This window comes from Komagataeibacter ossonobensis, assembly GCF_057359305.1.
Window position 1 is genome coordinate 136,215 of the sequence record NZ_JBXAYQ010000002.1, and the last position, 26,849, is coordinate 163,063.

Consider the following 26,849-nt stretch of genomic DNA (forward strand, 5'->3'; position numbering starts at 1 on the left):
GAAGTGTTTTGAAAAAGCTTAACCAGAGACTTTTGTATTTTTCTCAAGGCTGCAAGGGATTGGGTACATGCCGGGTATCATCAGGGTTGTCTGTGCGGCGGTGATCGTGCGCGAACGTCTGCTGGTCGTGCGCAAGCGTGGCACGACCGCCTTCATGCTGCCCGGTGGCAAGCCCGATGCAGGCGAGCAGCCCGAACAGGCATTGATGCGTGAAATCCGCGAGGAACTGGGTTGCGGCCTGACGCCGGGCACGGAACTGACGGGAAATTTCACCGATGTTGCGGCCAATGAACCCGGCTTTAGCGTTCACGCGCGCATCTGGACCGGGCAGTTGCATGGCACGCCGGACGCTGCCGCCGAAATCGCGGAACTGCGCTGGATCGGAACAGGGGATATGGCGGGTCTGGACCTCGCACCCCTGTTGCGGGGCAGGACGATGGCCGCCCTTGTCCGGGCGGGACTTATGCCTCAGGCCGCCACGGCGTAGCGGGCGAAATACGCCGCAAGCCTTGTGTAGATATCTTTCTTGATGCCGACATTCAGGTGCGGCAACTGTTCCAGCCTGACCCATTTCCACAGATCGAATTCGGCAGGCAGGTGCGTATCCAGCCTGATATCGGAATCCTGCCCCATAAAGCGCAGGGCAAACCATTGCTGTGTCTGCCCCCGGTAACGTCCCCCCAGCGCCTTGCCAATCAGGTGCGCAGGCAGGTCGTAGCTGAGCCATTCGGGATAGGCGCCAATGATTTCAGCGGCATTGGTGCCGATTTCCTCATGCAGTTCGCGCAGGACGGCGGTCTGCGGGTCTTCCCCTGCATCAATGCCCCCCTGCGGGCACTGCCATACGCCCTGATCCGGTGGACCGCCCGCGCCCTCCATGTCGGTGCGGCGCGCGACAAGTACCATGCCCTGTCGGTTGAACAGCAGCGCCCCCACATTGGGGCGGTAGGGCAGGTCGGTCATGGCGGTGGCTTCCCGGCTGGATCAGGGGTGGGCAGGCGTTGCAGGCGCCGTCGCCGGAGGGGCGGAGGGCGCCGTGGGGCCTTCCTTTTCCGCCGGGGCGGATGGGGTGGCGGGCGTGGCCGGCGTCGCGGGTGTGCCTGTCGGTGCGGCAGGGGCCGCAGCCTTGGGCGGGACAGAGGCGGACGGCACCGGAGTGGCCTTCGCCCTGTCATCATGGATCGGTGGTTCAGCCGCAACCGGCAGTCCCGCCATGGAACGGACGACCCTCAGCCCTTCCTGTAGCTGGAAGTCGGTCGTGGGCTTGGTCGGGTCGAATGTGGGCCAGTTCGCGGGCGGCTGGGCGGGAATGGACTTGGCGATTGCGGGCAGGTCGGTGCGCGACGGTGGCTGCGCGGTATTGCCGCCCCGGTTCTTGATGATATGCGCCAGATCCGCTTCGTGGATGCTGTAGCCCGCATCATCATGGGCTTCACGCACGGGGATGTCGGGCACGATGCCCAGCCCCTGGATGGAACGGCCCGACGGCGTGTAGTACCGCGCCGTGGTCAGGCGGATCGCGCCTTCGCCCGGGATGGGCAGGATGGTCTGCACCGATCCCTTGCCGAATGTCTTTTCACCCAGCAGCACGGCGCGTTGGTGGTCCTGCAGCGCGCCGGCCACGATTTCACTGGCCGAGGCCGAACCGCCATTGATCAGCACGACAATCGGCAGGCCGCCTGTAATGTCGGTATTGTGCGCGTCCCAGCGCTGGCTGTCCTGCGGGTGGCGGGCGCGGGTGGAGACGATTTCACCACTGCGGATGAAGTCGGATCCCACGTCGATCGCCTGTGTCAGCAATCCGCCCGGATCGGAACGCAGGTCAATGACCAGCCCCGCCATCTTGTTATGGGTCTGGGCCTGCAGCTTTTTGTAGGCGGCCAGCAGGCCGGACTGCGTTTCTTCATTGAACTGCGCGATTCGGATGTAGCCGATATTGTCATACAGCGCGGACTTGATGACCTGCAGCGGGATGATGGCGCGGGTCAGGGTGACAATGATGGGCTTGGGCGCCTTTTCCCGGATCAGCGTCAGCGTGATGCGGGTATCGGGCTTGCCGCGCATCTGGGTCACGACCTGATCCAGCGGCTGCCCGTCAATGTTCTTGCCATCGATCGCGACAATGAAGTCACCGGGCTTGATGCCCGCGCGGGCGGCAGGCGTGTCGTCAATGGGAGAGACGACGCGCACATGCCCATCCTCACCCTGTACTTCCAGCCCCAGACCGCCAAATGATCCCTTGGTCTGCACCTGCAGGTCGGAGAACTGCTTTTCCGTCATGTAGGAACTGTGCGGGTCAAGACCGCTGAGCATGCCGTTGAGCGAATTGGTGATCAGGTCACGTGTCGAGACGGGCTCGACATAATTGGCCTTCACCTTTTCCAGCACGTAACCGAACAGGAACATAAGCTGTTCGATCTCGTGTGGGGAATTGTCATCCTTGGAGACAGTGTCCGCAGCATGGGCCATGGGGGCGATATCGCCCCACCGGCCGACTGTATAATGTGCAACCTGCGGGGCTGCCGCGATCCCTGCAAGAAAGGCGCAACCGATCAGCAAGCCATTACGGAACTTCATGCGTCGTTGTCTCCTGGATGCCTGCCATCATGATCTGGCTGGCCTGCATGTACTCTTCGCGTTGCGTTGTAACGTGGTCTTGCCCATCCGTCACGGGGGCGCAGCATATACCGAACCTGCATGCGGATAAAACCGTCTCGTGCCCATATCACAGATAGGGGGCCGGATTGACGGTGCCACCTCCGTGGCGCAACTGCACGAACAGCGTGGGCCTGCTGCCGCCGCCATTCCATTGTGGCATCTGTCCTACTGCAGCGCCATGGCTGACCTGCTGGCCTGCCGCCACCGCGATTTCACCCAGCCCCGCCAGCACGAAACGGTAATGCTTGCCGCAATCAACAATCATCATCTGCCCATAGGTGCGGAACGTGCCCGCGAAATCAATACGTCCCGTGCATGGCGCGCGCACGGTCGCGCGTGACGGCGGGGCATAGGTAATGCCCGTGGCCGGGCCGCTTTCGGTCGGGTGGCCCCATGCGGTCAGCACCGTGCCCGCCACCGGCGCGCCCGCGCTGGCGCTGGTGGCGGGGGTAATGCCGGGGCCCGCACCGGTGGCCATTTCATGCGCCTGCCTGCGGGCGGCGGCGGCGGCCTGCATGTTGTGGGCGCGTTCGGCGGCGCGGGCGGCTTCTTCCAGATTTTTTTCCGCCTGTTCTTCCGTCGCCTCGATCCGGGCGATGGCGTCCTGCACGCTGGATGCGCGGCGGGCGGCCTCTTCTACCGCCTGCGTGGCACTGGCGGCGGCGGCGTTGGACCGCTGCTGCGCCTCCAGCGCGGCGTGGGCGGCGCGATTGACCGTATCGCGCTGGCTTTCACGTTCACTGACCACCTGCCGCATCTGCTGCTGCTGCTGGGCCAGTTCACCATCCAGCTGGGCCAGACGGGTACGGCGGTCATGAATGGCGCGGGTCTGGTTGGCAATATCGCCCATCATGCCATGCACCACCAGCAGGCCGGTGACCGCGCGGTCGGCCGGAAGGGGCACGGCCAGAAGCGTATCCGCCGGGTAAAGCGACAGGCGTTCGGCCAGCGGCAGAAGCGGGGACAGGCGCGCGACCTCGCGCGCAAGCTGCTGGCGCAGGGCGGCCTGTTCGGTGTGCAGGCCGGTAATGCGGCTGTCTAGATCGGCGGCCAGCTGTTCGGTATGCTGCAGGCGGGCCGTGGCATCGACCGTGGCGGCGGACAGGCTGGCGGCCTTCTGCGCGTCCTGGCGGGCCTGTTCGCGCGCTTCGAGTTCCACCTTGCGGCGTTCTTCCAGGTCATGCGCCTGCTGCTGCTGGCGCGCGAGGAGGTTTTCACGCGCGCTGCGTGCGGCTTCAAGCTGCTGGCGGATGCGCTGTTCGCGCGCAGTGGACGCATGGGTGGCGTTATGGGCACCGGTCCCGGTTGCGGCATGGTGGGCGACAGGCGCCCCCCATGCCGGCACCGCCATGCAGAAGGCAAGGACGATTCCGCTGGCCATGCAGCCACGCCAGCGGGCAGTCAGGGTCAGGCCGGGTGTCAGGATGGCGTTGCCCCATCCAGCAGGGAATGGCCGGTCATGGCCGCGGGCTGCGGCAGGCCCATAAGCTGCAGCAGCGTGGGCGCAAGGTCGGCCAGACGCCCGTCATGCAGTTTCGCCTCCTTCACCCCCGCCAGCACGACCGGTACGACATTGAGCGTATGGGCCGTGTGCGGGCCATTGGTTTCGGGGTCGAACATGGTTTCGGCATTGCCATGGTCAGCCGTGACCAGCAGCGCGCCACCGGCATGGTGGATCGCATCCGCAATGCGGCCCAGCCCCTGATCCACGGCCTCGACCGCCCTGATCGCGGCCGACAGCACACCGGTATGGCCCACCATGTCGGCATTGGCGAAGTTCAGCACGATCAGGTCATATTTGCCGCTGTTGATGGCTTCCACCGCGCGGTCCGTCAGTTCCGGGGCTGACATTTCGGGTTGCAGGTCATAGGTCGCGACCTTGGGCGAGGGCACCATGACCCGGTCCTCGCCCGGCAGTTCGCCTTCGCGCCCGCCATTGAGGAAATAGGTGACGTGGGGATATTTTTCGGTTTCGGCCATGCGGACCTGCTTCAGACCCGCCGCTGATACCACGTCACCCAGCAGGTCATGCAGTTCCTGCGGCGGGAACAGCACGGTAATCAGTTCCGCCAGCCGGTCGCTGTAGCGGGTCATGCCGGTCACGGCGGCAAGGTTGACCAGCCTTGCACGTTTGAAGCCATCAAAATTCGGCTCCAGCAGCGCATCGAGCAACTGGCGGATGCGGTCGGCGCGGAAATTGAAGCTCAGCACGCCGTCACCATCACGCATGCCGCCATATTCCCCGATCACGGTAGGGGGGACGAATTCATCTGTGGTGCCCGCTTCATACGCGCGGTCCAGTACCTCCAGCGTGTCGCCCGCGTGGGGGCCATCGCCTGCGACAATGGCGTTATAGGCCTTTTCCACCCGGTCCCAGCGCCGGTCGCGGTCCATGGCGTAATAACGCCCCGACACGGTGCCGATCCGCACGCCATCGGGTAGCGTGGACAGCATCTGGCTGACATAGCCATGGCCGGACTGCGGCGCGGTGTCACGCCCGTCGGTAAAGATATGGACGGTCACGGGCACGCCTGCGTCACGCACGATCCGCGCAAGGGCCACGGCATGGTCCTGATGGGCATGGACGCCACCGGGGGAGACAAGGCCCATGAGGTGGCAGGTGCCGCCGCTTTTTTTTAGCGCGTCAATGAAATCGCGCATGACCGCGCTGCGCGCCACCGACCCGTCGGACAGTCCGGTGGAAATACGCGGCAGTTCCTGCATCACCACCCGGCCTGCGCCGATATTCAGGTGACCGACCTCCGAATTGCCCATCTGCCCTTGCGGCAGGCCCACATCCTCCCCACACGTCTTGAGGAAGGCATGCGGTCCCGCCTGCCACAGCCGGTCAAATGCCGGGGTGTGGGCGGACCGCACGGCGTTGTCCGCCGGGTCCTCGCGCCAGCCAAAGCCATCAAGGATGGCCAGCATGACGGGACGGGGTGCCTTGTTTACGTGAGCCTGGTCGTTCATGGGTATTGTCTCCCTGTTTTATTTTGGGTGGCATGATGCCCTAAAAGAAGCGGGCGTGAAATGCCCGTGTGCAGGAGGAAGGAAATCGTCATGACCGATACCGCCAGAACTAGTGGGGCACAGTGTGGCTGCCTGACCCCCGAACAGTTGCGCATCCTGCGCGAACACGGGACCGAACGCCCCGGTTCCAGCCCGCTGAACAATGAAAAGCGTGCCGGGGAATATCGTTGCGCGGGCTGCGGGACGCCGCTGTTCCGCTCCGGCACGAAATATGAAAGCGGCAGCGGGTGGCCGTCATTTTTCGATGCGATTCCAGGGGCTGTCGGCACCACGACCGACACCCGCCATGGCATGACCCGCACGGAAGTGCACTGTGCCCATTGCAATGGGCATCTGGGCCATGTCTTTCCTGATGGGCCACCGCCGACCGGCCTGCGCTACTGCATGAACGGACTGGCATTGACTTTCGTCCCGCGTGATGGCGCTACCTGATCAGAACGAACCCGATTGAAGGAATGGATATGACCCAGCCCGCCGCCACGCATGATGAAGGTGTTGTTGTCGTCAGCCACCCGCTGGTGCAGCACAAGCTGACACTCATGCGTGAACGTCATACGTCAACGGGCGAGTTCCGCCGCCTCGCGCGTGAACTCAGCCTGTTGATCGGTTATGAAGCCATGCGGGATCTGCCGCTGGAACCGGTGGAAATCGATACCCCCATGGAACGCATGCAGGCATGGCGGCTGGCGGGCAAGAAGCTGTGCCTGATTTCCATCCTGCGGGCGGGGAACGGGATTCTGGACGGGTTGCTGGACCTTGTGCCCTCGGCGCGGGTTGGTCATGTCGGGCTGTACCGTGATCCCGAAACGCTGGAACCGGTCGAATACTACCTGAAGCTGCCTGATGATGTCGGTAACCGCATCTGTCTGGTCGTCGATCCCATGCTGGCGACGGGGCACAGCGCGGTGGCCGCCATTGACCGGCTGAAGCAGGCGGGGTGCGGACGCATGGTCTTTGTCTGCCTGCTGGCATCCCCTGAAGGGATCGCCTGCCTGCGCAGGGCGCATCCGGATGTGCGCATCGTCACCTGCGCCATTGACCGGGGGCTGGACGAACATGGCTATATCCGTCCCGGCCTTGGGGATGCGGGCGACCGTCTGTTCGGTACCAAATAAGGAAAGTTTTTTGGTGAAGCTTTTTTCCAAAAGCTTCGAAGAACGCTGCCTTCTTGAAAAAAGGCGGCACCCGGAAACTTTTATTGTTTATCAAATTCAAAAAAACCTGCGGGGCGTATTCCTCCGCAGGTTTTTTATGTCGTGTTACGGCAAGGGTTCAGGCGCGGCGCACGATATAGGTCTTGGCCAGCTCCGCTTCCAGCGCGCGGGCGTGGTCGGGATCGCGGGCTTCGACCATGACCTCCAGCTCGGCAGCCTGTACGCTGGGCGTGGTGAACAGGCGCTGGTGCGAGACCTCGATGATATTGCCGCCTTCATCACTGATCTTGCGTGAAATGTCGGCCAGAACGCCGGGGCGGTCGGGTATTTCCATTTTCAGGCACAGAAGCCGCCCGTCACGCAGCAGCGAACGCAGCAGCGTGTTGGCCAGGATGCGGCTGTCGATATTGCCGCCGGTCACCGGCAGCGCCACCCGCTTGCCCCGGAACAGTTCCGGATAGGTCAGCACGGCGGCAAGGGCGGTTGCCCCCGCACCCTCGCTGACCTGCTTGGCCCCTTCCGCCAGCATGGTGATCGCGGTTTCGATCGCGCTTTCGGGCACGACCAGAACGCGCGACACCAGTTCACGGATCACTTCCAGTGGCTGGCGGCCGATCTGCAGCACCGCGATGCCCTCGGCAATGGTGGGGCCACCCGGTGGCAGCACCTCATCACCGGGGAAACCGGCGAGGGAGGAGAAATTTTCCACCTGCACGCCAATGATATCCATATCCGGCTGCAGCGCCTGCCCCGCAACCGCGCAGCCCGACAGCAGGCCGCCACCGCCGATGGGGCAGACGAAGGTATCCAGCGGCCCCGCGTCCTCGAACAGTTCAAGGGCGAAGGTACCCTGTCCTGCCATGACTTCGGGATCGTCATAGGGGTGGACGAATACCCGGCCCTCGCGCTGGCACAGCATGTTGGCGTGCGCGGTGGCCTCGGCGAAGTTGTCGCCCTCCAGCACCACGGTCGCCCCCCACGCGGCGGTGCGCGTGACCTTGGCGGCGGGGGTGAAGCGCGGCATGACAATGACCGCGTCGATACCCAGCAGGGAGGCATGGCGGGCAACGCCCTGTGCATGGTTGCCGGCCGAGACGGTAATGACGCCGCGTTCGCGTTCACGCGGGGTCAGCAGGGCCAGCTTGTTGGCCGCCCCGCGTTCCTTGAATGAACCCACGGCCTGTAGGTTATCGAGCTTGAGCACGATATCCGCGCCGGTCGTGCGCGACAGTGTCTGGCAGGGTATGGTGGGCGTGTGCAGCACGCGCCCCTTTATCCGCTGTGCGGCGGCGGTGATGTCTTCAAGCGTGATCACGGTGGGTGCGCCTAGCCGTAGGTGACTTCCAGGATTTCATACGTCCGGTCACCGCCGGGGGCGGGCACGGATACGCTGTCACCAATGCTCTTGCCGATCAGGGATTTGGCAAGCGGCGAGGAAATGGACAGAAGCCCCTGCTTGATGTCGGCTTCGTACACGCCAACGATCTGGTAGGTGGCTTCCTTGTCGGTTTCCTCATCCACCAGCTTGACGCGCGCGCCGAATTTCACCTGGTCGCCCGACAGGGAAGCAGGGTCGATGACTTCGGCGGAGGAGACGATTTCCTCCAGTTCCTGAATACGGCCTTCGGTAAAGGACTGGCGTTCGCGGGCCGCGTGGTATTCCGCGTTTTCCGAAAGATCGCCATGGCTCCGCGCTTCGGCGATCGCACGAATGATCGCGGGGCGTTCTTCACTCTTGAGCTTGCGCAGTTCGTCTTCAAGCCGTTCCAGGCCGGGGCCTGTCATCGGAAATTTCTGCAAGGTTTGTCCCCGAGGTGAAGGTCAGTTTCCACAACTGACTGTTGGTTGCCGTGTCCGGGCCTATCGCGTCAATGCAACGCGGGTGGCCGCCGGTTTTCGGACCGGCAGGCCACCCGTTTTGATACGATACGCTCAGAATGATCCCTTAAAATAGGATTGAAGGGGCGCGACTTCAAGAACCCCCTCGCGCATGGCCGAAATGGCATGCGTTGCGGCGCGTGCGCCCGCGATGGTGGTGTAGTGGGGAATGCCATGCGTCAGCGCCGAACGGCGGATGTCGAAACTGTCGCTGACGGCCTGCGCGCCCTGTGCGGTGTTGATGACCATCTGGACATCGCCCGAGCGGATGGCGTCAACACAGTTCGGCCGGCCTTCCAGCACCTTGTTGACCACGTCCACGCTCACGCCCGCCTCACGCAGGCATTTGGCCGTGCCGCGCGTGGCAACGATACGGAAGCCCATGTCCGACAGCAGGCGGCCAATGGATTTCACCGCAGGCTTGTCACTGTCGCGTACCGACAGGAACACGGCCCCCGACAGGGGCAGCTTCACGCCAGCGGCAAGCTGTGACTTGGCGAATGCGCGTTCGAATGAGGCATCAAGGCCCATCACTTCACCCGTGGAGCGCATTTCAGGGCCAAGGATCGTGTCCACGTCGGGGAAGCGGTTGAAGGGGAAGACCGCTTCCTTCACCGCCACATGCGGGGCGACGGCGCGGTCATCAAGGCGGAATTCACCCAGCTTCGCACCCGCCATGACGCGCGCGCCGATCTTGGCGACCGGGACACCCGTGGCCTTGGCCACGAACGGCACGGTGCGCGAGGCACGCGGGTTGACCTCCAGCACGAAGATTTCCTGCCCCTTGATCGCGTACTGAACGTTCATCAGGCCGACAATGCCCAGTTCGCGGGCCATGGCTTCCGTCTGGCTTTTCAGTTCGGTCACGATGGCGGGCGACAGGGTGTAGGGTGGCAGCGAACACGCGCTGTCCCCGGAATGGATGCCTGCTTCCTCGATGTGCTCCATGACACCGGCGACATATACCTCGTTGCCATCGGCGATGCAGTCCACATCCGCCTCGATCGCATCGTTCAGGTAATGATCGATCAGCACGGGGCCGTTGGCCACTTCCGCCCCTGCAAGCTGTAGCGCCACGCGCATGTAACGCTGCAGGCTGGCGCGGTCATGCACGATTTCCATCGCGCGCCCACCCAGCACATAGGACGGACGGACCACCACGGGGTAGCCGATCTTCTCGGCCACCGCCTCGGCTTCTGCCGGGCTGCGGGCGATGCCGTTGGCGGGCTGGCGCAGCCCCAGCCTGTGCAGCATGGCCTGGAAGCGTTCACGATCCTCGGCCCGGTCGATCGCATCGGCCGGCGTGCCCAGCAGGGGAATGCCGGCAGCTTCCAGCGCGTGCGACAGCTTCAGCGGCGTCTGGCCGCCATACTGGACAATACAGCCCAGAACCGTGCCGTTTTCCTGTTCGCGCCGGATCAGGGCGATCACGTCTTCCGCCGTCAGTGGCTCGAAATACAGGCGGTCGGACGTGTCGTAGTCGGTGGAAACGGTTTCGGGGTTGCAGTTGACCATGATCGTCTCGAACCCGGCCTCACGCAGGGCATAGGCGGCATGGACGCAGCAGTAGTCGAACTCGATCCCCTGACCAATCCGGTTCGGCCCACCGCCAAGAATGACGATCTTCCTACGGTCAGTCGGCCTGCTTTCGCATTCCGGCACCCCGTACCCACCTTCATAGGACGAATACATATACGGCGTGGGGGACGCGAACTCACCGGCACAGGTATCGATACGCTTGTAGACCGGCAGCACGCCCCGGCTTTCGCGCAGCTTCGCGATTTCATCCGCATTGGTGCCGGACAGGCGGGCCAGCTGGATGTCGGAAAAGCCCATGGCCTTCAGCGTGCGCAGGCTGTCCGCATCTTCCGGCAGGCCGTCACGCACCACCACGTGTTCGGCTGCTACAATCTTGGCCAGTTCGCGCAGGAACCACGGCTCGAACCGGCAGGCATCGTGGATGTCCTCGACACTCAGCCCCGCGCGTAGGGCCTGTGCCGCCATCAGGATACGCTCGGGGCGCGGCTGCGACAGGGCGGCGCGGAAGGCATCGGTGCCGCCATCCCCCGGTGCTTCCACCGGATCAAGACCCGCCAGCCCGATTTCCATCGAACGCAGGCCCTTCTGCAGTGCTTCGGGGAAGGAGCGGCCAATGGCCATCGCCTCCCCAACCGATTTCATGCTAGTGGACAGCAGGGCAGGCGTGCCGGGGAACTTCTCGAACGTAAAGCGCGGGATCTTGACCACGACGTAGTCAATCGTCGGCTCGAACGACGCCGGCGTGCTGCCGGTGATGTCGTTGGTCAGTTCATCCAGCGTATAGCCGACCGCAAGCTTGGCCGCGACCTTGGCGATCGGGAAGCCCGTCGCCTTCGATGCCAGTGCCGAGGAGCGTGACACGCGCGGGTTCATCTCGATCACCACCACGCGGCCATCAACGGGGTTGATGCCGAACTGCACGTTTGACCCGCCGGTTTCCACGCCAATCTTGCGCAGGCAGGCCAGCGACATGTCACGCAGGCGCTGGTATTCCTTGTCGGTCAGCGTAAGCGCGGGGGCGACGGTAATGGAATCGCCGGTATGCACGCCCATCGGGTCGATGTTTTCGATGGAGCAGATGATGATGCAGTTGTCCGCCGTGTCGCGCACGACCTCCATCTCATACTCCTTCCAGCCCAGCACGGATTCCTCGATCAGGACTTCCGTGGTGGGGGAGGCATCAAGCCCGGAGGAGACGATGCGGTCGAACTCCTCCTTGTTATAGGCAATGCCGCCGCCCGAACCGCCCATGGTGAAGGACGGGCGGATGACCGCGGGCAGCCCGACGGTGGCCAGCGCGCCGCGCGCTTCCTCCAGCGTATGGGCGATCAGGCTGCGCGGGCTTTCGATCCCGATTTCGTCCATCGCTTCGCGGAATTTCTGCCGGTCCTCGGCACGGTCGATCACTTCGGCATTGGCACCGATCAGTTCGACATTGTGCTTTTTCAGGAAGCCCGACTTGTCCAGCGCCATCGCCGTGTTCAGTGCGGTCTGGCCACCCATGGTGGGCAGCACGGCGTCGGGCTTTTCACGCTCGATGATGCGTTCGACGAATTCCGGGGTGATCGGCTCGATATAGGTCGCATCCGCCAGCCCCGGATCGGTCATGATCGTGGCGGGGTTGGAATTGACCAGAATAACGCGGTAGCCCTCTTCCTTCAGGGCCTTGCAGGCCTGCGCGCCGGAATAGTCGAATTCGCACGCCTGGCCGATAACGATCGGGCCGGCGCCGATAATCAGGATGGAGCTGATGTCTGTCCGTTTTGGCATGGGTCGGCTTTCACGCGGTCTTGGTTGTGGTGTCGATCAGGTCGACAAAACGGCGGAACAGGTAGTGGCTGTCGGACGGGCCGGGGCTGGCTTCAGGGTGGTACTGCACCGAAAATGCCGGGTAACGGCTGGTGGCAATGCCTTCGTTCGATCCGTCAAACAGGCTGGTATGGGTGGCGCGCACGTCATTGGGCAGGGATTTGTCATCCACCGCGAAACCGTGGTTCTGGCTGGTGATTTCCACCTTGCCTGTCGCCAGGTCCTTCACCGGCTGGTTGGCGCCACGGTGGCCGCGCGCCAGCTTGTAGGTCTTGGCCCCCAGCGCCAGGGCCAGAAGCTGGTGGCCAAGGCAGATGCCGAACACCGGCTTGCCTGCTTCCAGCACGCCCCGGATGGCCGGGACCGCATATTTCGCCGTCGCCGCCGGGTCGCCCGGCCCGTTGGACAGGAACACGCCAGCGGGATCGAGGGCGAGGATGTCCTCCGCCGTTGCGGTCGCGGGCACCACGGTCACGTCACAGCCCGCCGTGGCAAGGCAGCGCAGGATGTTGCGCTTGGCCCCGTAATCGACCGCAACCACCCTGCGGCGCTGCGCGGGGAGGGGAGCGGTGCCGTGCGGCCACTGCCACACGCCTTCGGCCCATGTATAGGCCTTGGCGCAGGTCACTTCGCCTGCAAGGTCCATGCCCTCCAGCCCCGGCCATGCGCGCGCCTGTGCCAGCAGGGCGGGGATGTCGAATTTCCCATCGGCGGGATAGGCCACGATGGCTGTCTGCGGGCCGCCTTCGCGGATGCGGCGCGTAATCGCGCGGGTGTCGATGCCACAGATGCCCGGAATGCCCTGCGCCTTCAGCCACGCGTCCAGCGATTCGGTCGAACGCCAGTTGGCCGGCGCCGTCAGGTCTTCCTTGACCACCAGCGCGCGGGCATGGATGCGGGTTGCCTCATCATCCTCCGGCGTGGTGCCGGTATTGCCGATATGGGGGAAGGTGAAGGTGATGATCTGTCCAGCAAAGGACGGGTCGGTCAGCGTTTCCTGGTACCCGGTCATGCCGGTGGAAAAACAGATTTCACCCAGTGCGCGCTCCGTGCTGTGCGCGCCGAATCCGCGGCCCCACATAACGGTGCCATCCGCCAGGATCAGGGCGGCTGTCGCGGCTTTGGGCCTGTCGGCCGGTGCGATCGGGTTTGACGTGCTCATCATGGGCTCCGGTCGGTCGGATTCTGTGTCGGGTTGCAGGTCGGACAGTGACAGGCCGGTCGCCCGCAGCACGGTTGTCCAGTGCTTGGGCGGAATGGCGCGGGCCTGCCGCCATTTGCGAATGGCCTCGGTGCTGACACCTGTCAGGCGGGCGGCCTGTTCGGCGCCGCCGAGGCGTTCGATAATACTTTCTATCGTCATCGGCATTGGATGATGTCCCTTCCGGGAGTATTGCCTAACAGCGTCTCTGGTAATTGGGAAGAAAATTCCCACGTACCTGCGAAATGAGATGATGGGAAAATTATTCCCGGCACGAACGGGGCATCCCGCCCCGCCCGCCGGGCAGAGGAGTTGACAGTCATGTCCTTGCGCGCACGTTTCATGGATGACCTGAAAGCAGCCATGAAGGCAGGCCAGAGTGAAAAGGTCGGCACCATCCGCATGATCACCGCAAAGCTGAAGGATGTCGATATCGCCGGTCGCGCCAAGGGTGAGGACCAGGTGAGCGATGAAGCCGTGATTTCCATGCTGCGCGGCATGATCAAGTCCCGCACGGAATCAGCGTCCATGTATGAAAAGGGCGGCCGCCCCGAACTGGCGGAAAAGGAAAACGCCGAAATCGCGATCATCCGCGCCTACCTGCCGCCCGATCTGGATGACGCCACCATCGAGGCCGCCGTGCGCGAGGCCATCGAACGCACCGACGCCACATCCATGAAGGACATGGGCAAGGTCATGGCGGCGCTGAAGCAGCAGTTTGGCGCGGCCCTTGATCCCGCACGCGCCTCCGCCGTGGTGCGCGCGCGCCTTGCCGCCTGAGGGCAGGGACACACGACACGATGGCGCTTGATCCCGCATTCCTTGACGAACTGCGTGCCCGCACGCCCATTGCCCCCATTATCGGGCGGCGGACGAAACTGGTGCGTTCGGGAAAGAACTGGAAGGCATGCTGCCCCTTCCATGGGGAAAGGACGCCATCATTCTATGTGTATGATGACCATTACCACTGCTTTGGCTGTCAGGCCCATGGCGATGTCATCACCTTCGTGATGCAGAGCGAGGGCCGCTCCTTCCCCGAAGCGGTGGAGGAACTGGCCACCGCCGCCGGCATGGAAATGCCAAGGCCCGACCGCAACCAGCGCGAACAGGCCGAACGTGCCCGCACGCTGGGTGAGGTGCTCGACGCGGTGCAGGCGTCATGGCAGCGCAGGCTGTACCAGCCGGAAGGACGCGAAGGGCTGGCCTACCTGCAGGGCCGTGGCCTGACGGATGAAACCATAACCGCCTTCGGCCTTGGCTGGTCGGGGGAAGGGCGTGGGGGACTGGTTGCCGAAATGGCGGCGCTGGACATAACCCCCGCCATGCTGCGCGACGCGGGTGTCATGCGCGCGGATGAGGACGGCACGCCATCGCGCGAACTGTTCTTCAACCGTGTGACCTTTCCCATCCGTGACCGGCGCGGGCGGCTGGTGTCCTTTGGCGGGCGCATACTGGGCGATGGCCAGCCCAAATACCTGAACGGACCGGAAACCGCCATTTTTTCCAAGCGTCGGGTGCTGTTCGGCCTTGATCGCGCACGCGAAGCCGTGCGGGGCACGGGGCCGGAAGCCGACCTGCTGGTGGTGGAAGGCTACATGGACGTGATCGCCCTGCACCAGGCGGGCTTTCGCGGTGCCGTGGCCCCGCTGGGCACGGCGCTGACATCCGAACAGCTTGAAGCGCTGTGGCAGGTCGCCCCGGCCCCGGTGCTGTGTTTCGATGGCGATGCGGCGGGGCAGCGTGCGGCGGTGAAGGCGGCGGAAACCGCGCTGCCGCTGCTGAACGTGGACCGTAGCCTGCGGTTCTGCGTCCTGCCGGAAAATGACGACCCCGACAGCCTGGTGCGCCGTGACGGCCCCGCCGCCATGGCGGCCCTGGTCACGGGCGCGCGCCCGATGGGGGACGTGCTGTTCGGCCTGCTGAGCGAGGGCGTGCGCAACCCCGGCCCGGAACAGCGCGCAGCCCTGCGCCGCAGGCTGGTGGAGGTCGCGGGCCTGATTCCCGACAAGGCGCTGGCATCCGAATACCGTTCCACCCTGCTGGACAGTTTTTTCCAGACCTTCCGCCGCAACGGTGCGCGCGGCAGCGTGAAAAAGGCCGGAATCGCCACATCCCCCGTCGCCGTCATGGATGCGGACCTGCAGCGCCAGTGCATCCTTAGCGCCATCATCCTGGAACAGCCCGGCGTGCTGGATGAAGTGCAGGACGCCTACTGCCGCCTTGAACTGCCCGCCGACCTTGCCGCCCTGCGTGAGGACCTGCTGGACCTGTATGACGTTCGTGGCGAACTGCCGCCCCCTGATGAACTAGCGGCCTGCCTGTCCACCGCGGGGCTGGATGATGTATGCCTGCGCGTGCGGGCGGTGCGCGGGCGGCGCAAGGGCGGGCATGGGGATGACGATCTGTTCGGTACCGACCCGCGGCACGAGTGGTGGCATTTTTACGCTTTGTTGAATGTTGAACGCTTTGCCGCCGAAATTCGCGCTGATACCGAACGGATGTGCACGGGTGATCTGGATGAGGCCGCATGGGCCAGCCTGCGCACCCGCCTGCTGGCGCTTGATACCCTGCGCCGGGGCGGTACCGACCTTGATGAATAAGGCGGAAAATTGACCGAATGCATGAAATGAACCGGAGCAACCCTTGACTTCGGCCATGTTATCGACCACCTGCACCAGACAAAAGCAGATGAAAACGGTATGATTGGCCGTATCCTGTCCCGCTACATACCGGCGGACGGAAAAGGGAACGGCCACTGTGCGCGGGCAGGGTGTGCGCGCTTGCGTAAACGGATTTGCTGGGTAGGGATTGATCGGGCATGGCGACAAAGACAGCCACGGGTACGGACACGGCTTCGGGGGATCAGGATAACGATACGACCCTGCTGGACACCCGGTCCGGCGCCGTCAAGAAACTGATCGCCCGCGGCAAGGAACGCGGTTACATCACTTTCGACGAACTCAATGCCGTCCTGCCGCAGGACCAGATGTCCTCCGAGCAGATCGAGGACGTGATGGCGGCCCTGTCGGAAATGGGCATGCAGGTTGTCGAGAACGAGGACAACGACGAAACCGAAACCCCGGCCCCCGCTGAAACCAAGAGCGACGACACGGCCGAGGAAGAAAGCGAGAGCGAGGAACCCGCCGCCGGTAACGTCGATACCGAAAGCCTGGGCCGCACCGATGACCCGGTGCGCATGTACCTGCGCGAAATGGGGTCGGTCGAACTGCTGTCGCGTGAGGGCGAAATCGCGATCGCCAAGCGCATCGAGGCCGGCCGGGACGAGATGATCGGCGGTCTGTGCGAAAGCCCGCTGACCTTCCGCGCCATCATTTCGTGGCATGACCGGCTCAAGGCCGGTGAAATGCTGCTGCGTGACATCGTGGACCTCGAGGCCATGCAGTCTGGCGGCAATGATCCCGTCGAGGCCGCGGAAGGCGAGGAAGCCTTTGGCGAAAACGAAGGCACCGAGAACGAGGAAGCCGAGGAAACCGAGGGCGAAGGTGAGGGTGAAGGCGAAGGGGCCGGCCTGTCGCTGTCCGCACTTGAGGAAAAGCTGAAGCCCGAAATCCTTGAACAGTTCGAGGAAGTCGAGGCGCTGTACGACGCCCTGCATAGGGTGCAGGCCGAACGGCTGGAAAAATTCACGGCGGGTCAGGAAATTTCCGCCGATGAGGAAAGCCGTTACGAACAGCTGCGCATGGAACTGGTGGGCAAGGTCCAGCAGGTTCACCTGCACAATGCGCGTATCGAGGTACTGGTCGAACACCTGAAGGAAATCTTCCAGCGCCTGAACGGGCTGGAGGGGCGCATGCTGCGACTGGCGGAAAGCACCCGCGTGTCGCGTGATGACTTCCTGCTGAAATATCGTGGCCGCGAACTCGATCCCGGCTGGATGGACATGGTCGCCACCCTGCCGGCCAAGTCGTGGAAGAACTTCCTTGCCAAGCATGGCGAGACGGTGATCCGCCTGCGTAACCAGGTGGCTGACCTGACACAGGAAACCGGCCTGCCGGTGGGTGAATTCCGCCGTGTCTACGCCACCGTGTCGCGGGGTGAACGGGATTCGGCGCGCGCCAAGAAGGAAATGATCGAGGCGAACCTGCGTCTCGTGATCTCGATTGCCAAGAAATACACCAATCGTGGCCTGCAGTTCCTTGACCTGATTCAGGAAGGCAATATCGGCCTGATGAAGGCGGTGGACAAATTCGAATACCGCCGTGGCTACAAGTTCTCGACCTACGCCACGTGGTGGATCCGTCAGGCCATCACGCGTTCCATCGCCGATCAGGCGCGGACCATCCGTATCCCGGTCCACATGATCGAGACGATCAACAAGCTGGTCCGCACGTCACGCCAGATGCTGCATGAGATCGGGCGCGAACCCGCGCCGGAGGAACTGGCCGAAAAGCTGGGCATGCCGCTGGAGAAGGTGCGCAAGGTGCTCAAGATCGCCAAGGAGCCGATCTCGCTCGAAACCCCGATCGGGGACGAGGAGGACAGCCATCTTGGCGACTTCATCGAGGACAAGGCCGCCGTCATCCCGCTGGATGCCGCGATCCAGACCAACCTGCGTGAAGCCACGACGCGCGTGCTGTCCTCGCTCACCCCGCGTGAGGAACGTGTGCTGCGCATGCGCTTTGGCATCGGCATGAACACCGATCACACGCTGGAAGAAGTGGGCCAGCAGTTCAACGTGACGCGTGAACGTATCCGCCAGATCGAGGCCAAGGCCCTGCGCAAGCTCAAGCATCCCAGCCGGAGCCGTAAGCTGCGTTCCTTCCTTGATGATAACTGAGGTTCCATGCCCGCCCGCCCGTGATGAACCGGGCGGTGATGGAACACGGGTCGGGGTGGACGTGACGTTCTTGTGCATGGATCGTGCGCCCCCCGGCATTCCGCCTGTCCTGCCGCATGGCTACAGTATCCGGCAGGTCTTTCGCCCCGGTGTTGCGTGGTATCGTGACCTGTATGACGCCGTGGGGGCTGATTACTGCTGGTGGCTGCGCCGCGTCATGCCCGACAGTGACCTTGCGGCCCTGCTGTCCAGTCCCGGCATTGGCGTGCATGTGCTGTATGATGGGGACGTGCCTGCGGGGTTCTGTGAACTCGACAGCCGGTATGCCCCCGATATCAATATCGCCTATTTCGGCCTGTTGCCCGCATGGATCGGCCGTGGGGTTGGGCAGGTCTTCCTGCACCAGATGGTGGCGCGGGCATGGGCGATGAATCCGGCGGTGCTGCGGGTTAATACCTGTTCGGCTGACCACCCGCGCGCGCTGCCCAATTACCAGCGGGCCGGTTTTCGCAAGGTGCGGACGATTCATGAAATCTGGACCATTCCCGACACGCTGGGGCTGAAGGTGCCGCAGCACCTGCGTCTGGACTGAATGAAGGACGGCACCGGGGCACGAAATCGTGATCCCGGTTCTTGTTATAACAATATGACGTGACCATCTCTCCCTTCAGGTCAATGAGGAGTGGAGAGCATGGATTTTGATATGTCGTATTATAAGTTCCACGGTGTCGATCGCGCGGCGCTGCTGGAAGCCCTCGGCCTGCGCGATACTGGTGAACCCGACCCGAATGATGAAGCGCCATACGCCATTGCGAACCTTCCCAATGGCTGGTTTGTCATCCGCACCAATAACGATAGCGGCCTGATTTCCAGCTATGACCGCAGGACCCTGTGCCGTGAGGGCAGGCTGGTCACGTGCGACGTGGCGTCGGTTGACCCGGTCAGCCAGGCCGCAGGCTATGCAGATGGCGAAGAAATCTGGACCGTCCAGCATGATGGGCGGAACAGCGACTATCTGGATCTGGATATAAAAGGGAACGCGCCGGACGCGCTGCCCGACCTGCACAAAAAGGCCTTTGCCGCGGTGGAGCGGGGACTGGCTGACCCGCGTGGTCCGGGCAGCATGCTTGATGTGCCGCTGGAACTGGTCAGGGCCGTGACCGGTTTCCGCCATGACCGCCAGCAGGATGTCAGGCCCATGCCGGTCTTTACGTGGCTGGCACCGATTGAAACGGCGCTGACCTGACTTTTTCCTTGTCTATTGGCCGGGTTTGTGCTTCAAACCGCCTCTTCCCTGCCGGGTGCGTGGCATCGCCCCCGGCTATACCCGTGCCCTGGTGGCAACATGGCGGACCGTGTCCGTCCATGCGGGGGTTGAAGTGATCCGAAGGGAGTCCCAATGCCATTGTATGAAACCGTGCTGATCGCACGTAATGACGTGTCGCAGCAGCAGGTCGAAGCCATCGCCGATGGCATCGCCGCCCAGCTTGAAGCGGAATCCGGTTCCGTCAAGAAGCGTGAATACTGGGGCCTGCGCACGCTGGCTTACCGTATCAAGAAGAACCGCAAGGGGCATTACATGCTTCTGGGCCTGGATGGTTCTTCCACCGCCATCAAGGAAATCGAGCGTCAGCTCAGCCTGAACGAAGACGTTCTGCGCGTGCTGACCCTGCGTGTGGATGAGATTGACGAAGCACCGTCGGTCATCCTGTCGCGCAAGGGTGACGAGCGTGAGCGTGGCTTCCGTGGGCCCAAGCCCACCGGCCGTTTTGAAAGCGGTCGCGGCACGCGCCGTAATTTCGATGACCGCGAGGAGTTCCGCGCCCGTAACGAGCGTGAAGAACAGCAGCGCGCCAACGCCACTGCCAGCGCCGAAGCGGAGTAAGAGCTGATGTCCGAATCAACCGAGATCAATCCCGCCGCCCGCCGCGTTGCGGTTGGCGCGCGCCGCCCGTTCTACCGTCGTCGCAAGTCCTGCCCGTTCTCCGGTCCCAACGCGCCGAAGATCGACTACAAGGACGTGCGCCTGCTGAGCCGCTTCCTGTCCGAACGTGGCAAGATCGTTCCCAGCCGCATCACGGCAGTGTCCGCCAAGAAGCAGCGTGAACTGGCCCAGGCCATCAAGCGCGCGCGTTTCCTGGCCTTGCTGCCCTACATTGTAAGCTGAGGGAGGCAGAACCATGTCCGCAGTAGAACTCATCCTGCTCCAGCGCGTCGAGAAGCTGGGCCAGATGGGCGAGATCGTCACGGTGAAGCCGGGTTATGCCCGTAACTTCCTGCTGCCCCAGGGCAAGGCGATCCGCGCCAACGCACACAACCGTGAGCGTTTCGAACGTGAACGTGCGCAGCTTGAGGCCCAGAACCTCAAGAACCGCGAGGAGGCCGAGCGCCTGTCCGAGCGGATGCACGGTCTGTCCGTCATCCTGATCCGTCAGGCTGGCGACAGCGGCAGCCTGTATGGCTCCGTCACGACCCGTGACATCGCGGAAGCAGCGACCAAGGCCGGCCTGACCATCGGCCGCAACCAGGTCATCCTGCCCGAACCGATCAAGCAGCTTGGCCTGTATGAAGTCAGCGTCGCCCTGCACCCGGAAGTGACCATGCAGGTCACCGTCAACGTTGCCCGTTCTGAAGAAGAAGCGGAACGTCAGGCGCGTGGTGAGGAAATCGGCGTCGATCAGGACGACGATCAGATTCTGGCCGAAGAAGGCGCGGTAACCGAAGGCGAGGTTTCGGAAGAAACCGCCGTCGAGGAAACCCCGGCTGTCTGACTGACCTGATCTGGTACTCCATACGGGGTGCCTGACCGGTTGCGAAAGCCCGGAAGAGGAAACTCTTCCGGGCTTTTGTCGTTTCCGGGGCGGGTGCATCCGCCTGTCGCCGGGCAGGCATGTGTGAAGGGGACGAGTGATGGCATCTGTATTGCTGGACCGGGCCTTTGCACATTTCATTACCCTAGGGCGGCTGGATGTCCATTACCCCGGCGGGGACAGGCGCGTGTATGTCGGTAGCCCCGGGCCGCAGGCCGGCCTGTGGATCGCGGATGGGGAAACGGTGCGTGCCCTGCTGCTTGATCCCGCGCTGAAGGTGGGGGAAGCCTACATGGCGGGCACGCTGCGCCCAGTGGGGTGCACGTTGTATGACCTGCTGCATGTGCTCATGCTCAATGTCATGCGGCGCAGCCCCGCGGGGGAACGGATCTTTGGTTCCCTGCGTTATATCGCGCGGACATGGCTGCAGGATAACACCCTGCGGCGTGCCCGGCGTAACGTGGCGCATCATTATGATCTGGACAGTCGGCTGTACCGGCATTTCCTTGATGGGGACATGCAGTATTCGTGCGGTTATTTCCCTACGGGCAACGAAACGCTGGCACAGGCGCAGGCGGCCAAGAAACATCACCTGGCGGCCAAGCTGCACCTGTCACGCCCCGGCATGCGCGTTCTGGACGTGGGGTGTGGCTGGGGCGGCATGGCCCTGACGCTGGCGCGCGATTACGGCGCGCAGGTCACGGGCATTACCCTGTCGGTGGAACAGTTGCACATCGCCCGCCAGCGGGCGCGTGCTGCGGGACTGGACGGGCGCGTGCGCTTTGAACTGCTGGATTACCGTGCCGTCAGCAGGCAGTACGACCGGATCATTTCCATCGGTATGTTCGAACATGTGGGCGTGGCCCATTACCCGGCGTTTTTTGACACCATGCGCGCAGCCCTGCGCCCCGATGGGGTCATGGTGCTGCATTCCATCGGCCGCAGGGAAGGGCCGGGCGTGACCAATCCATGGATCGACCGCTACATCTTTCCCGGTGGCTATTCCCCGGCGGTCAGTGAAGCCGTCAGCGCCGTGGAACGCGCCGGGTTATGGCTGACGGATTGCGAGATCTGGCGCTTGCATTACGCGCGTACCATCGCCCACTGGCGCAGCCGTTTCGCGGCACGGCGGCAGCAGGTCGCGCGGCTGTATGATGAACGCTTCTGCCGCATGTTCGAATTCTATCTTGTGGTGTCCGAACTTGCCTTCCGCGTGCAGGGGCACCTGAATTTCCAGTTGCAGCTGGTGCGTGAAATCGATGCCGTACCCCTGGTGCGCGATTACATGTACGTCCCGCAGCCGGGGACCATGCAGGATGGTCAGGCCGGGGTCGCGGCCCTGCGGGCATGAAGGCGGGCCAGACGGTCGAATTCCGCAATGTCCAGTGTCTCGGCCCGGCGGCTGCCGTCAATGCCCGCTTCGGCCAGCAGGGCTTCACCACCAATGGATTTCAGCGCGCCGCGCAGCATCTTGCGCCGCTGGCCGAACGCTGCCGCCGTAACCTGTTCCATGGCACGGAAAACGTGGGCATCGGGCTGCTGCGCATGGGGGATCAGCCCGACCACGGCAGAATGGACCTTGGGCGGCGGGGAAAACGCGCCGGGGGGAATATGCATCTGCACACCGCAGCGGCACGTCCACTGCGCCAGCACGCCCAGCCTGCCGTAATGCGCCGAACCGGGGGCGGCGCAGATACGTTCGGCCACTTCCTGCTGGAACATCAATGTCAGCCGTGACCACGCCGCCGCCTGCCGCAGCCAGCCCACCAGCAGCGGCGTGCCGACATTATAGGGCAGGTTGGCGATGATCTGGCGCGGGGCGGGACACAGCGTGGTCAGGTCGCACCGCATGGCGTCGGCTTCGATAATCCGCAGGCGATCGGGGGCCAGGGCGGCCAGTTCCGTAATGACGGCAACCGCCCGTGTGTCCACCTCCACCGCGACAATGCTGGCGGCATCGGTATCCAGCAGTGCGCGGGTCAGGCCGCCGGGGCCGGGACCGACTTCCACCACGTGCTGCCCCGCCAGATCCCCAGCCAGCGCCGCGATACGCGCCGTAATGGCCGGATCCAGCAGGAAGTGCTGTCCCAGCGCCTTGCGCGCGTCCAGCCCGTGCCGCGCAATGGTCTCGCGCAGGGGTTCCAGCCCCCGGGGGCGTTCGGTCATGGTCATGGGCCGATCAGATCTTGGAACGCATGTCGATGATCGCGCGGCGCTGCAGGTCACGGTTCAGCTGGCGCGATGTCTGTTCCACGCGTTCGTTCATCAGGTGGTCGGCAATCTGGCTGGGGGTCTGGATGGCGATGTTGCGCTCCTCACGGGTGCAGACCATCAGCACCAGTATGCCTTCGCCCGAAACCAGCGGCTTGCTGGTCTTGCCCGGGGCCAGTGGCTCAAGGATTTCGCGCATCTGGGGGTTGAGGTGGTTCAGCATGAGTTCGCCGGGGTCGCTGGGGTGCTTTTCCCCCAGTTTCTTGTTCTCGGCTTCCATCTGGTCACAGCTCTTGGCTTCGTTGGTGAACGCCGTGGCGGTGTCCAGCGTTGCTTTCTGCTGGTCGGTCGGGTTTTCCGGGTCCAGTGGCGTGTCGAAGGGGAAGAAAACCTGCCGGATGGTCAGGATGGTGGCCATCTGGTGGCCGACCGTCCGCCGTTCGGCAATGGTGGCGATGACATAGCCACCCGCGACGCGGATGGGGTTGGAAATGGCGCCATCCGGCATCTTGCGCGCCACGTCCACCACCTGCGGATCCAGACCGTCTTCCTGTGTCCAGCCCATCATGCCGCCATCCAGCGCGCTCTGCCCCTGCGAGAACTGTGCGGCGACAATGGGAAAGGGCGCGCCCTCACGCAGTTCCTGAATGATGGTTTCGGTGAATTTCAGTTCGTTTTCCGTATGGCGCGGATCGTCCACCGGCACGAAAATCTCGCTGATCATGTATTCCGGCTTGCCATCCTCACGCTTCAGCGCGGCCATGCGCTGCTCGATCTCGGATGCGGTAATGCGGCCATGTTCGGCCGTTTCCTGACGCAGCACCTGCGACCAGCCGATCTGCACGCGGATCTGGTCAATCAGCGTGGTCAGCGATACGCCATCTTCCGCCAGCTTGTTGCGCAGGGCGTTCTGGGGCATGCCGTTACGCTGTTCGATGCCGGCAATGGCGTCCCCGATCTGCTGGATCGGCACGTTGATGTGGCGGTCGAGCATTTCCTGCATGCGCAGTTTTTCATCAATCAGCTGCCGCACGATCTGCGGGCGCAGCCGCTGCATCACGTCATCGCTGACATCCAGCCCCGATGACAGGGCAAACAGCCGCCCGCGCGTATCGACATCGCGCTTGGTCAGGACCGCGCCGTTCACGGTGGCGATGATGGCGTCCTGGTCTTCCGCCGCCTGCGCCTGCTGGGCAATGGCGCGGGCCGTGCGGGCGCTGGCCGCCTGTTCATGACCCACCAGCGCCACGCACGCCAGCAGGGTTGCCGCAAGGGTGCGGCCCATGCGGCCCCGCCGCGATGCAGGGGAGGCGACAGCGCCACGGGAGGTGGGGAAGAAGGACATCCAGCTCGGTCTTTCGCGCATCAGGTCAGCCATTGATACCAAATGTACCGATGGTTTTGAACGTAAGGGAGAACATTACGGTTGAATTGCTCTGTTGGCCACCAATCGTGGTGTACTGCTTGAGATACATGACATCCAGCCCGAAACAGTCATTCTGGTACCCTGCATCGCCACCCACCGCGACGCTTTCCTTGCGTGACAGGCTGCGGCGCAGATAGGCGGCAATGTGCCAGTTGTCCCAATTGGAGGCCGCCCCCACCGTCAGTTCACTGACGGGCTTGTAATAGACGTCGGGCGCCGCCGAGGTGTAGGGACGCTGGGCATAATAATAATAGGGCGTGACCGGTTCGAACAGATAGCCGCCCGTGACACGGAAATGGCTGAAGCCCGCGCTGCCCAGCGCATCGGCGAAGTCAACCTTGCCACCATAGGGGTCAAGCCGCATCTTGCCGTCGAAATCAAAGAACTGGTTGGGTACGATATGCGTGCCCATCACCACATCCGACAGGTGGTGGTTCAGGCCGGAATAGGGCAGGCGGTTGTGGTCGATATGTTCCTGGAAACTTTCACCGATCAGCACGTCGATCTGGTGGCCGTTCCATGTCCAGTTGTTATGCAGCCCGACATTGGCGCGCAGGCCGCCATCCAGCCGGTCCGTGCCGGCATAGCGGTTGAGCGAGAACAGCGTGGAATCCGTGAATTCATATGACAGGCTGTCTTCGTTGGGGATGTTGCGCGACGTGCTGTTGCCCGTATTGGGCGCGGCAAGGAACTGCACGATGGGTTCAAGGATCTGGGTGCCGGTATTGTGGTTGAAGCTGCGCAGGAAGGGCCAGTTCATCTTCAGGCCGACGGTGGGCAGCACCTGCCCCTCCACCTGTGCGCGGGTGGTGCGGGCGTAGTTGGGCTGCTGGTTCAGTTCGGTCGCGCGGTGGATGGCCGATTCAACATGCAGGGTCAGGTTCCATATCTGCCCCAGCGAGTTGTGGAACGGCCGGTCCCAATTGAGCGAAAGCTGCCCGCGCTGGTCTGATGTCCCGTTTTCACGATAGACATAGAAATCCGTCGTATCGAGGCTGAACCGGCCACCCAGCGAATCCGGCTGGCCAAAATAGCTGTAGGTGTAGCGCGGCAGTACCCACGGCAGGTCCTGGTTATGGATGACGCCCTGGTTCATGCCCTGGTAGCCTTCGGCATCAAGGCGTGAATACGATCCCGTGCCGAACCCTTCCAGGTAGACGTTGGAATTGAGCGTATCCTGCCCGTACCCGCTGACACGGTAGTCACGCATGTAGTTGGGCGAACTGGCCCAGCGTATGTTCGCCCCGGCCCGCCATGTCTTGTTTATCGAGATCTGGCCATTGGCGAAGATATAGCCCTGTACGCCGTGGTTTCCCGAACTGTCCACCTCCTGCCCGAAGGTGTTGACGTAATCGGTGTCATGATGGGTATCGTACGCGATGCCACCGGTCAGGTTCAGGCGCGCATTGCTGAAATAGCGACGGTAGTTTGCCGTAAGCTCCGGCCCGGTGCGGGTGGAAAACAGGCCCTGCAGCGTGACATCCGACTGCCGGTCAATGACCCAGTAATAGGGAATGGTGACATACGTGCCCAGGTAACGGTCATGCGGGGTGAAGCCGGGGGTCAGGAAGCCGCTCTGCCGCCGGACCGACGGATCGGTCATGGAGAAGGCGGGCAGGTAGAAAATCGGCACCCCGAAAAAGTCCACGAACGCGTCACGGAATTCCAGCCGCTTGTGCTGCATGTCATGCGTGGCGTCATAGGCGCGCAACTGCCAGAACGGCGCGCGTTCGGGGTGGCGGGCGCATATCTCGCACGCCGTATAGACCACGCGCGTCAGGTCGTTGACCTTGGCGCCGGTGCGGCGCATGCCGTTCGCGGCCATGCGTGCATTGTCCTGCATGCGGACATACAGGCGCGTCATGATCCCGTCACGCATGCCGTTGCTCAGTTCGGCATATTCGGTAAACAGCACCGTGCCGTCCGGTTCCACCATGGCCACGTTGCCACGGGCGGAGGCTATGCCGGTATTGCGGTCATACACCACCTTGTCGGCGCGCATGATCTGGTCGTTCTGCCACAGCTGTACGTTCCCGCTCCATGTCGCGATGCCGTTGCGGCTGTCATAGGCGACATGGTCGGCCTGGAACGTCATCGGGTCGGTATTGGAAACCGTGCCTGAAAAGGTGACGGGTGCCTGTGGCTGGCTTTTGGGGGCATGGATGGGCCTGCTGCGCCTGGGGCCATCGGGTGGCGTATCCGCCTGGGCGGTCGAGGGGACCAGCGCGCACATCATCCCCCCCAGCATGGTGGCCGAAAGCAGAAACCCGCGCGGGAACTGCCGCAGAACGGCAGCAAGCCGTGGCGATGACGGCGCGCGCATGAGGGGGGC

23 protein-coding genes are annotated in these 26,849 nt (G+C 63.4%); 12 read left to right on the top strand and 11 right to left on the bottom strand.

Annotated elements, in window-relative coordinates; genetic code table 11:
• The first annotated feature begins 67 nt into the window (after positions 1-67).
• Positions 68-487, top strand: a complete 420-nt coding sequence (locus AC1RQ9_RS02930) for an NUDIX hydrolase (protein WP_485985484.1) — start codon at positions 68-70, stop codon at positions 485-487.
• Here AC1RQ9_RS02930 and AC1RQ9_RS02935 read toward each other — a convergent pair.
• The 4 genes from AC1RQ9_RS02935 to gpmI all read right to left on the bottom strand — a co-directional run bounded on the left by AC1RQ9_RS02935 (position 469) and on the right by gpmI (position 5,631).
• Positions 469-963, bottom strand: a complete 495-nt coding sequence (locus AC1RQ9_RS02935; RefSeq protein ID WP_485985485.1) for an RNA pyrophosphohydrolase — start codon at positions 961-963, stop codon at positions 469-471. The genes AC1RQ9_RS02930 and AC1RQ9_RS02935 overlap by 19 nt on opposite strands.
• A 21-nt stretch (positions 964-984) precedes the next feature.
• On the bottom strand, positions 985-2,577 hold the full coding sequence (locus AC1RQ9_RS02940; RefSeq protein WP_485985486.1) for a S41 family peptidase: 1,593 nt from the start codon (positions 2,575-2,577) through the stop codon (positions 985-987).
• A gap of 148 nt (positions 2,578-2,725) precedes the next feature.
• A complete protein-coding gene (locus AC1RQ9_RS02945; protein WP_485985487.1) occupies positions 2,726-4,039 on the bottom strand; it encodes a murein hydrolase activator EnvC family protein in 1,314 nt (437 codons plus the stop codon).
• 38 nt (positions 4,040-4,077) lie between these two features.
• A complete protein-coding gene (gene gpmI / locus AC1RQ9_RS02950; protein WP_485985488.1) occupies positions 4,078-5,631 on the bottom strand; it encodes a 2,3-bisphosphoglycerate-independent phosphoglycerate mutase in 1,554 nt (517 codons plus the stop codon).
• 90 nt (positions 5,632-5,721) lie between these two features.
• Between gpmI and msrB the strand changes: the two genes are divergently transcribed.
• Both msrB and upp read left to right on the top strand, forming a co-directional pair.
• On the top strand, positions 5,722-6,123 hold the full coding sequence (gene msrB, locus AC1RQ9_RS02955) for a peptide-methionine (R)-S-oxide reductase MsrB (RefSeq protein ID WP_485985489.1): 402 nt from the start codon (positions 5,722-5,724) through the stop codon (positions 6,121-6,123).
• A gap of 23 nt (positions 6,124-6,146) precedes the next feature.
• A complete protein-coding gene (gene upp, locus AC1RQ9_RS02960) occupies positions 6,147-6,806 on the top strand; it encodes a uracil phosphoribosyltransferase (protein WP_485985490.1) in 660 nt (219 codons plus the stop codon).
• A gap of 157 nt (positions 6,807-6,963) precedes the next feature.
• On the opposite strand, the gene AC1RQ9_RS02965 is transcribed toward upp, so the two are convergent.
• The 4 genes from AC1RQ9_RS02965 to carA all read right to left on the bottom strand — a co-directional run bounded on the left by AC1RQ9_RS02965 (position 6,964) and on the right by carA (position 13,440).
• Positions 6,964-8,160, bottom strand: a complete 1,197-nt coding sequence (locus AC1RQ9_RS02965) for a threonine ammonia-lyase (protein WP_485985491.1) — start codon at positions 8,158-8,160, stop codon at positions 6,964-6,966.
• Positions 8,161-8,171: 11 nt separating this feature from the next.
• Positions 8,172-8,645: a transcription elongation factor GreA gene (gene greA, locus AC1RQ9_RS02970; RefSeq protein WP_019084525.1), complete on the bottom strand. Its 474-nt coding sequence runs from the start codon at positions 8,643-8,645 to the stop codon at positions 8,172-8,174.
• A gap of 132 nt (positions 8,646-8,777) precedes the next feature.
• Entirely contained in the window at positions 8,778-12,032 is a 3,255-nt protein-coding gene (gene carB / locus AC1RQ9_RS02975) for a carbamoyl-phosphate synthase large subunit (protein ID WP_485985492.1), read from the bottom strand.
• Between the two features lie 10 nt (positions 12,033-12,042).
• A complete protein-coding gene (gene carA / locus AC1RQ9_RS02980; protein WP_485985493.1) occupies positions 12,043-13,440 on the bottom strand; it encodes a glutamine-hydrolyzing carbamoyl-phosphate synthase small subunit in 1,398 nt (465 codons plus the stop codon).
• Between the two features lie 153 nt (positions 13,441-13,593).
• On the opposite strand from carA, the gene AC1RQ9_RS02985 reads away from it, so the two are divergent.
• From AC1RQ9_RS02985 to AC1RQ9_RS03025, 9 genes are all read left to right on the top strand, one after another.
• On the top strand, positions 13,594-14,052 hold the full coding sequence (locus AC1RQ9_RS02985) for a GatB/YqeY domain-containing protein (protein WP_193732465.1): 459 nt from the start codon (positions 13,594-13,596) through the stop codon (positions 14,050-14,052).
• A gap of 20 nt (positions 14,053-14,072) precedes the next feature.
• Positions 14,073-15,872, top strand: a complete 1,800-nt coding sequence (gene dnaG / locus AC1RQ9_RS02990; protein WP_485985494.1) for a DNA primase — start codon at positions 14,073-14,075, stop codon at positions 15,870-15,872.
• A 218-nt stretch (positions 15,873-16,090) separates the two neighbouring features.
• The gene (rpoD, locus tag AC1RQ9_RS02995; protein ID WP_193732463.1) at positions 16,091-18,070 is read left to right on the top strand and encodes an RNA polymerase sigma factor RpoD; all 1,980 of its coding nucleotides are present in this window, start codon (positions 16,091-16,093) and stop codon (positions 18,068-18,070) included.
• Entirely contained in the window at positions 18,060-18,662 is a 603-nt protein-coding gene (locus AC1RQ9_RS03000) for a GNAT family N-acetyltransferase (RefSeq protein WP_193732462.1), read from the top strand. The genes rpoD and AC1RQ9_RS03000 overlap by 11 nt, the downstream gene beginning before the upstream one ends.
• 111 nt (positions 18,663-18,773) lie before the next feature.
• Positions 18,774-19,316, top strand: coding sequence for a hypothetical protein (locus tag AC1RQ9_RS03005; RefSeq protein ID WP_485985495.1), 543 nt, complete (start codon positions 18,774-18,776; stop codon positions 19,314-19,316).
• A 153-nt stretch (positions 19,317-19,469) separates the two neighbouring features.
• Entirely contained in the window at positions 19,470-19,955 is a 486-nt protein-coding gene (rpsF, locus tag AC1RQ9_RS03010) for a 30S ribosomal protein S6 (protein ID WP_193732460.1), read from the top strand.
• 6 nt (positions 19,956-19,961) lie between these two features.
• A complete protein-coding gene (rpsR, locus tag AC1RQ9_RS03015; protein WP_007399693.1) occupies positions 19,962-20,237 on the top strand; it encodes a 30S ribosomal protein S18 in 276 nt (91 codons plus the stop codon).
• A 13-nt stretch (positions 20,238-20,250) separates the two neighbouring features.
• A complete protein-coding gene (gene rplI, locus AC1RQ9_RS03020; RefSeq protein ID WP_485985496.1) occupies positions 20,251-20,841 on the top strand; it encodes a 50S ribosomal protein L9 in 591 nt (196 codons plus the stop codon).
• Between the two features lie 139 nt (positions 20,842-20,980).
• A complete protein-coding gene (locus AC1RQ9_RS03025; RefSeq protein ID WP_485985497.1) occupies positions 20,981-22,231 on the top strand; it encodes a class I SAM-dependent methyltransferase in 1,251 nt (416 codons plus the stop codon).
• Here AC1RQ9_RS03025 and rsmA read toward each other — a convergent pair.
• From rsmA to AC1RQ9_RS03040, 3 genes are read right to left on the bottom strand one after another with little or no spacing between them, the layout of a single operon-like run.
• Positions 22,201-23,052 carry a 16S rRNA (adenine(1518)-N(6)/adenine(1519)-N(6))-dimethyltransferase RsmA gene (rsmA, locus tag AC1RQ9_RS03030; RefSeq protein ID WP_485985498.1) on the bottom strand — a complete coding sequence of 284 codons (852 nt, stop codon included), beginning with the start codon at positions 23,050-23,052 and terminating at the stop codon, positions 22,201-22,203. The genes AC1RQ9_RS03025 and rsmA overlap by 31 nt on opposite strands.
• A 7-nt stretch (positions 23,053-23,059) precedes the next feature.
• Positions 23,060-24,469, bottom strand: a complete 1,410-nt coding sequence (locus AC1RQ9_RS03035; protein ID WP_485985499.1) for a peptidylprolyl isomerase — start codon at positions 24,467-24,469, stop codon at positions 23,060-23,062.
• A complete protein-coding gene (locus AC1RQ9_RS03040; protein ID WP_485985610.1) occupies positions 24,462-26,840 on the bottom strand; it encodes an LPS-assembly protein LptD in 2,379 nt (792 codons plus the stop codon). The genes AC1RQ9_RS03035 and AC1RQ9_RS03040 overlap by 8 nt, the downstream gene beginning before the upstream one ends.
• Positions 26,841-26,849 lie beyond the last annotated feature (9 nt).

Bases quoted from the DNA above. Each gene is read 5' to 3' on its own strand.
- rsmA (WP_485985498.1), bottom strand. From the start codon at position 23,052: ATGACCATGACCGAACGCCCCCGGGGGCTGGAACCCCTGCGCGAGACC.
- rpoD (WP_193732463.1), top strand. From the start codon at position 16,091: ATGGCGACAAAGACAGCCACGGGTACGGACACGGCTTCGGGGGATCAG.
- msrB (WP_485985489.1), top strand. From the start codon at position 5,722: ATGACCGATACCGCCAGAACTAGTGGGGCACAGTGTGGCTGCCTGACC.
- rpsR (WP_007399693.1), top strand. From the start codon at position 19,962: ATGTCCGAATCAACCGAGATCAATCCCGCCGCCCGCCGCGTTGCGGTT.
- AC1RQ9_RS03040 (WP_485985610.1), bottom strand. From the start codon at position 26,840: ATGCGCGCGCCGTCATCGCCACGGCTTGCTGCCGTTCTGCGGCAGTTC.
- AC1RQ9_RS02985 (WP_193732465.1), top strand. From the start codon at position 13,594: ATGTCCTTGCGCGCACGTTTCATGGATGACCTGAAAGCAGCCATGAAG.
- AC1RQ9_RS03035 (WP_485985499.1), bottom strand. From the start codon at position 24,469: ATGGCTGACCTGATGCGCGAAAGACCGAGCTGGATGTCCTTCTTCCCC.
- AC1RQ9_RS03000 (WP_193732462.1), top strand. From the start codon at position 18,060: ATGATAACTGAGGTTCCATGCCCGCCCGCCCGTGATGAACCGGGCGGT.
- rplI (WP_485985496.1), top strand. From the start codon at position 20,251: ATGTCCGCAGTAGAACTCATCCTGCTCCAGCGCGTCGAGAAGCTGGGC.
- AC1RQ9_RS02945 (WP_485985487.1), bottom strand. From the start codon at position 4,039: ATGGCCAGCGGAATCGTCCTTGCCTTCTGCATGGCGGTGCCGGCATGG.
- upp (WP_485985490.1), top strand. From the start codon at position 6,147: ATGGATATGACCCAGCCCGCCGCCACGCATGATGAAGGTGTTGTTGTC.
- AC1RQ9_RS03005 (WP_485985495.1), top strand. From the start codon at position 18,774: ATGTCGTATTATAAGTTCCACGGTGTCGATCGCGCGGCGCTGCTGGAA.
- dnaG (WP_485985494.1), top strand. From the start codon at position 14,073: ATGGCGCTTGATCCCGCATTCCTTGACGAACTGCGTGCCCGCACGCCC.
- AC1RQ9_RS02935 (WP_485985485.1), bottom strand. From the start codon at position 963: ATGACCGACCTGCCCTACCGCCCCAATGTGGGGGCGCTGCTGTTCAAC.
- AC1RQ9_RS02940 (WP_485985486.1), bottom strand. From the start codon at position 2,577: ATGAAGTTCCGTAATGGCTTGCTGATCGGTTGCGCCTTTCTTGCAGGG.
- gpmI (WP_485985488.1), bottom strand. From the start codon at position 5,631: ATGAACGACCAGGCTCACGTAAACAAGGCACCCCGTCCCGTCATGCTG.
- carB (WP_485985492.1), bottom strand. From the start codon at position 12,032: ATGCCAAAACGGACAGACATCAGCTCCATCCTGATTATCGGCGCCGGC.
- AC1RQ9_RS03025 (WP_485985497.1), top strand. From the start codon at position 20,981: ATGGCATCTGTATTGCTGGACCGGGCCTTTGCACATTTCATTACCCTA.
- carA (WP_485985493.1), bottom strand. From the start codon at position 13,440: ATGCCGATGACGATAGAAAGTATTATCGAACGCCTCGGCGGCGCCGAA.
- rpsF (WP_193732460.1), top strand. From the start codon at position 19,470: ATGCCATTGTATGAAACCGTGCTGATCGCACGTAATGACGTGTCGCAG.
- AC1RQ9_RS02930 (WP_485985484.1), top strand. From the start codon at position 68: ATGCCGGGTATCATCAGGGTTGTCTGTGCGGCGGTGATCGTGCGCGAA.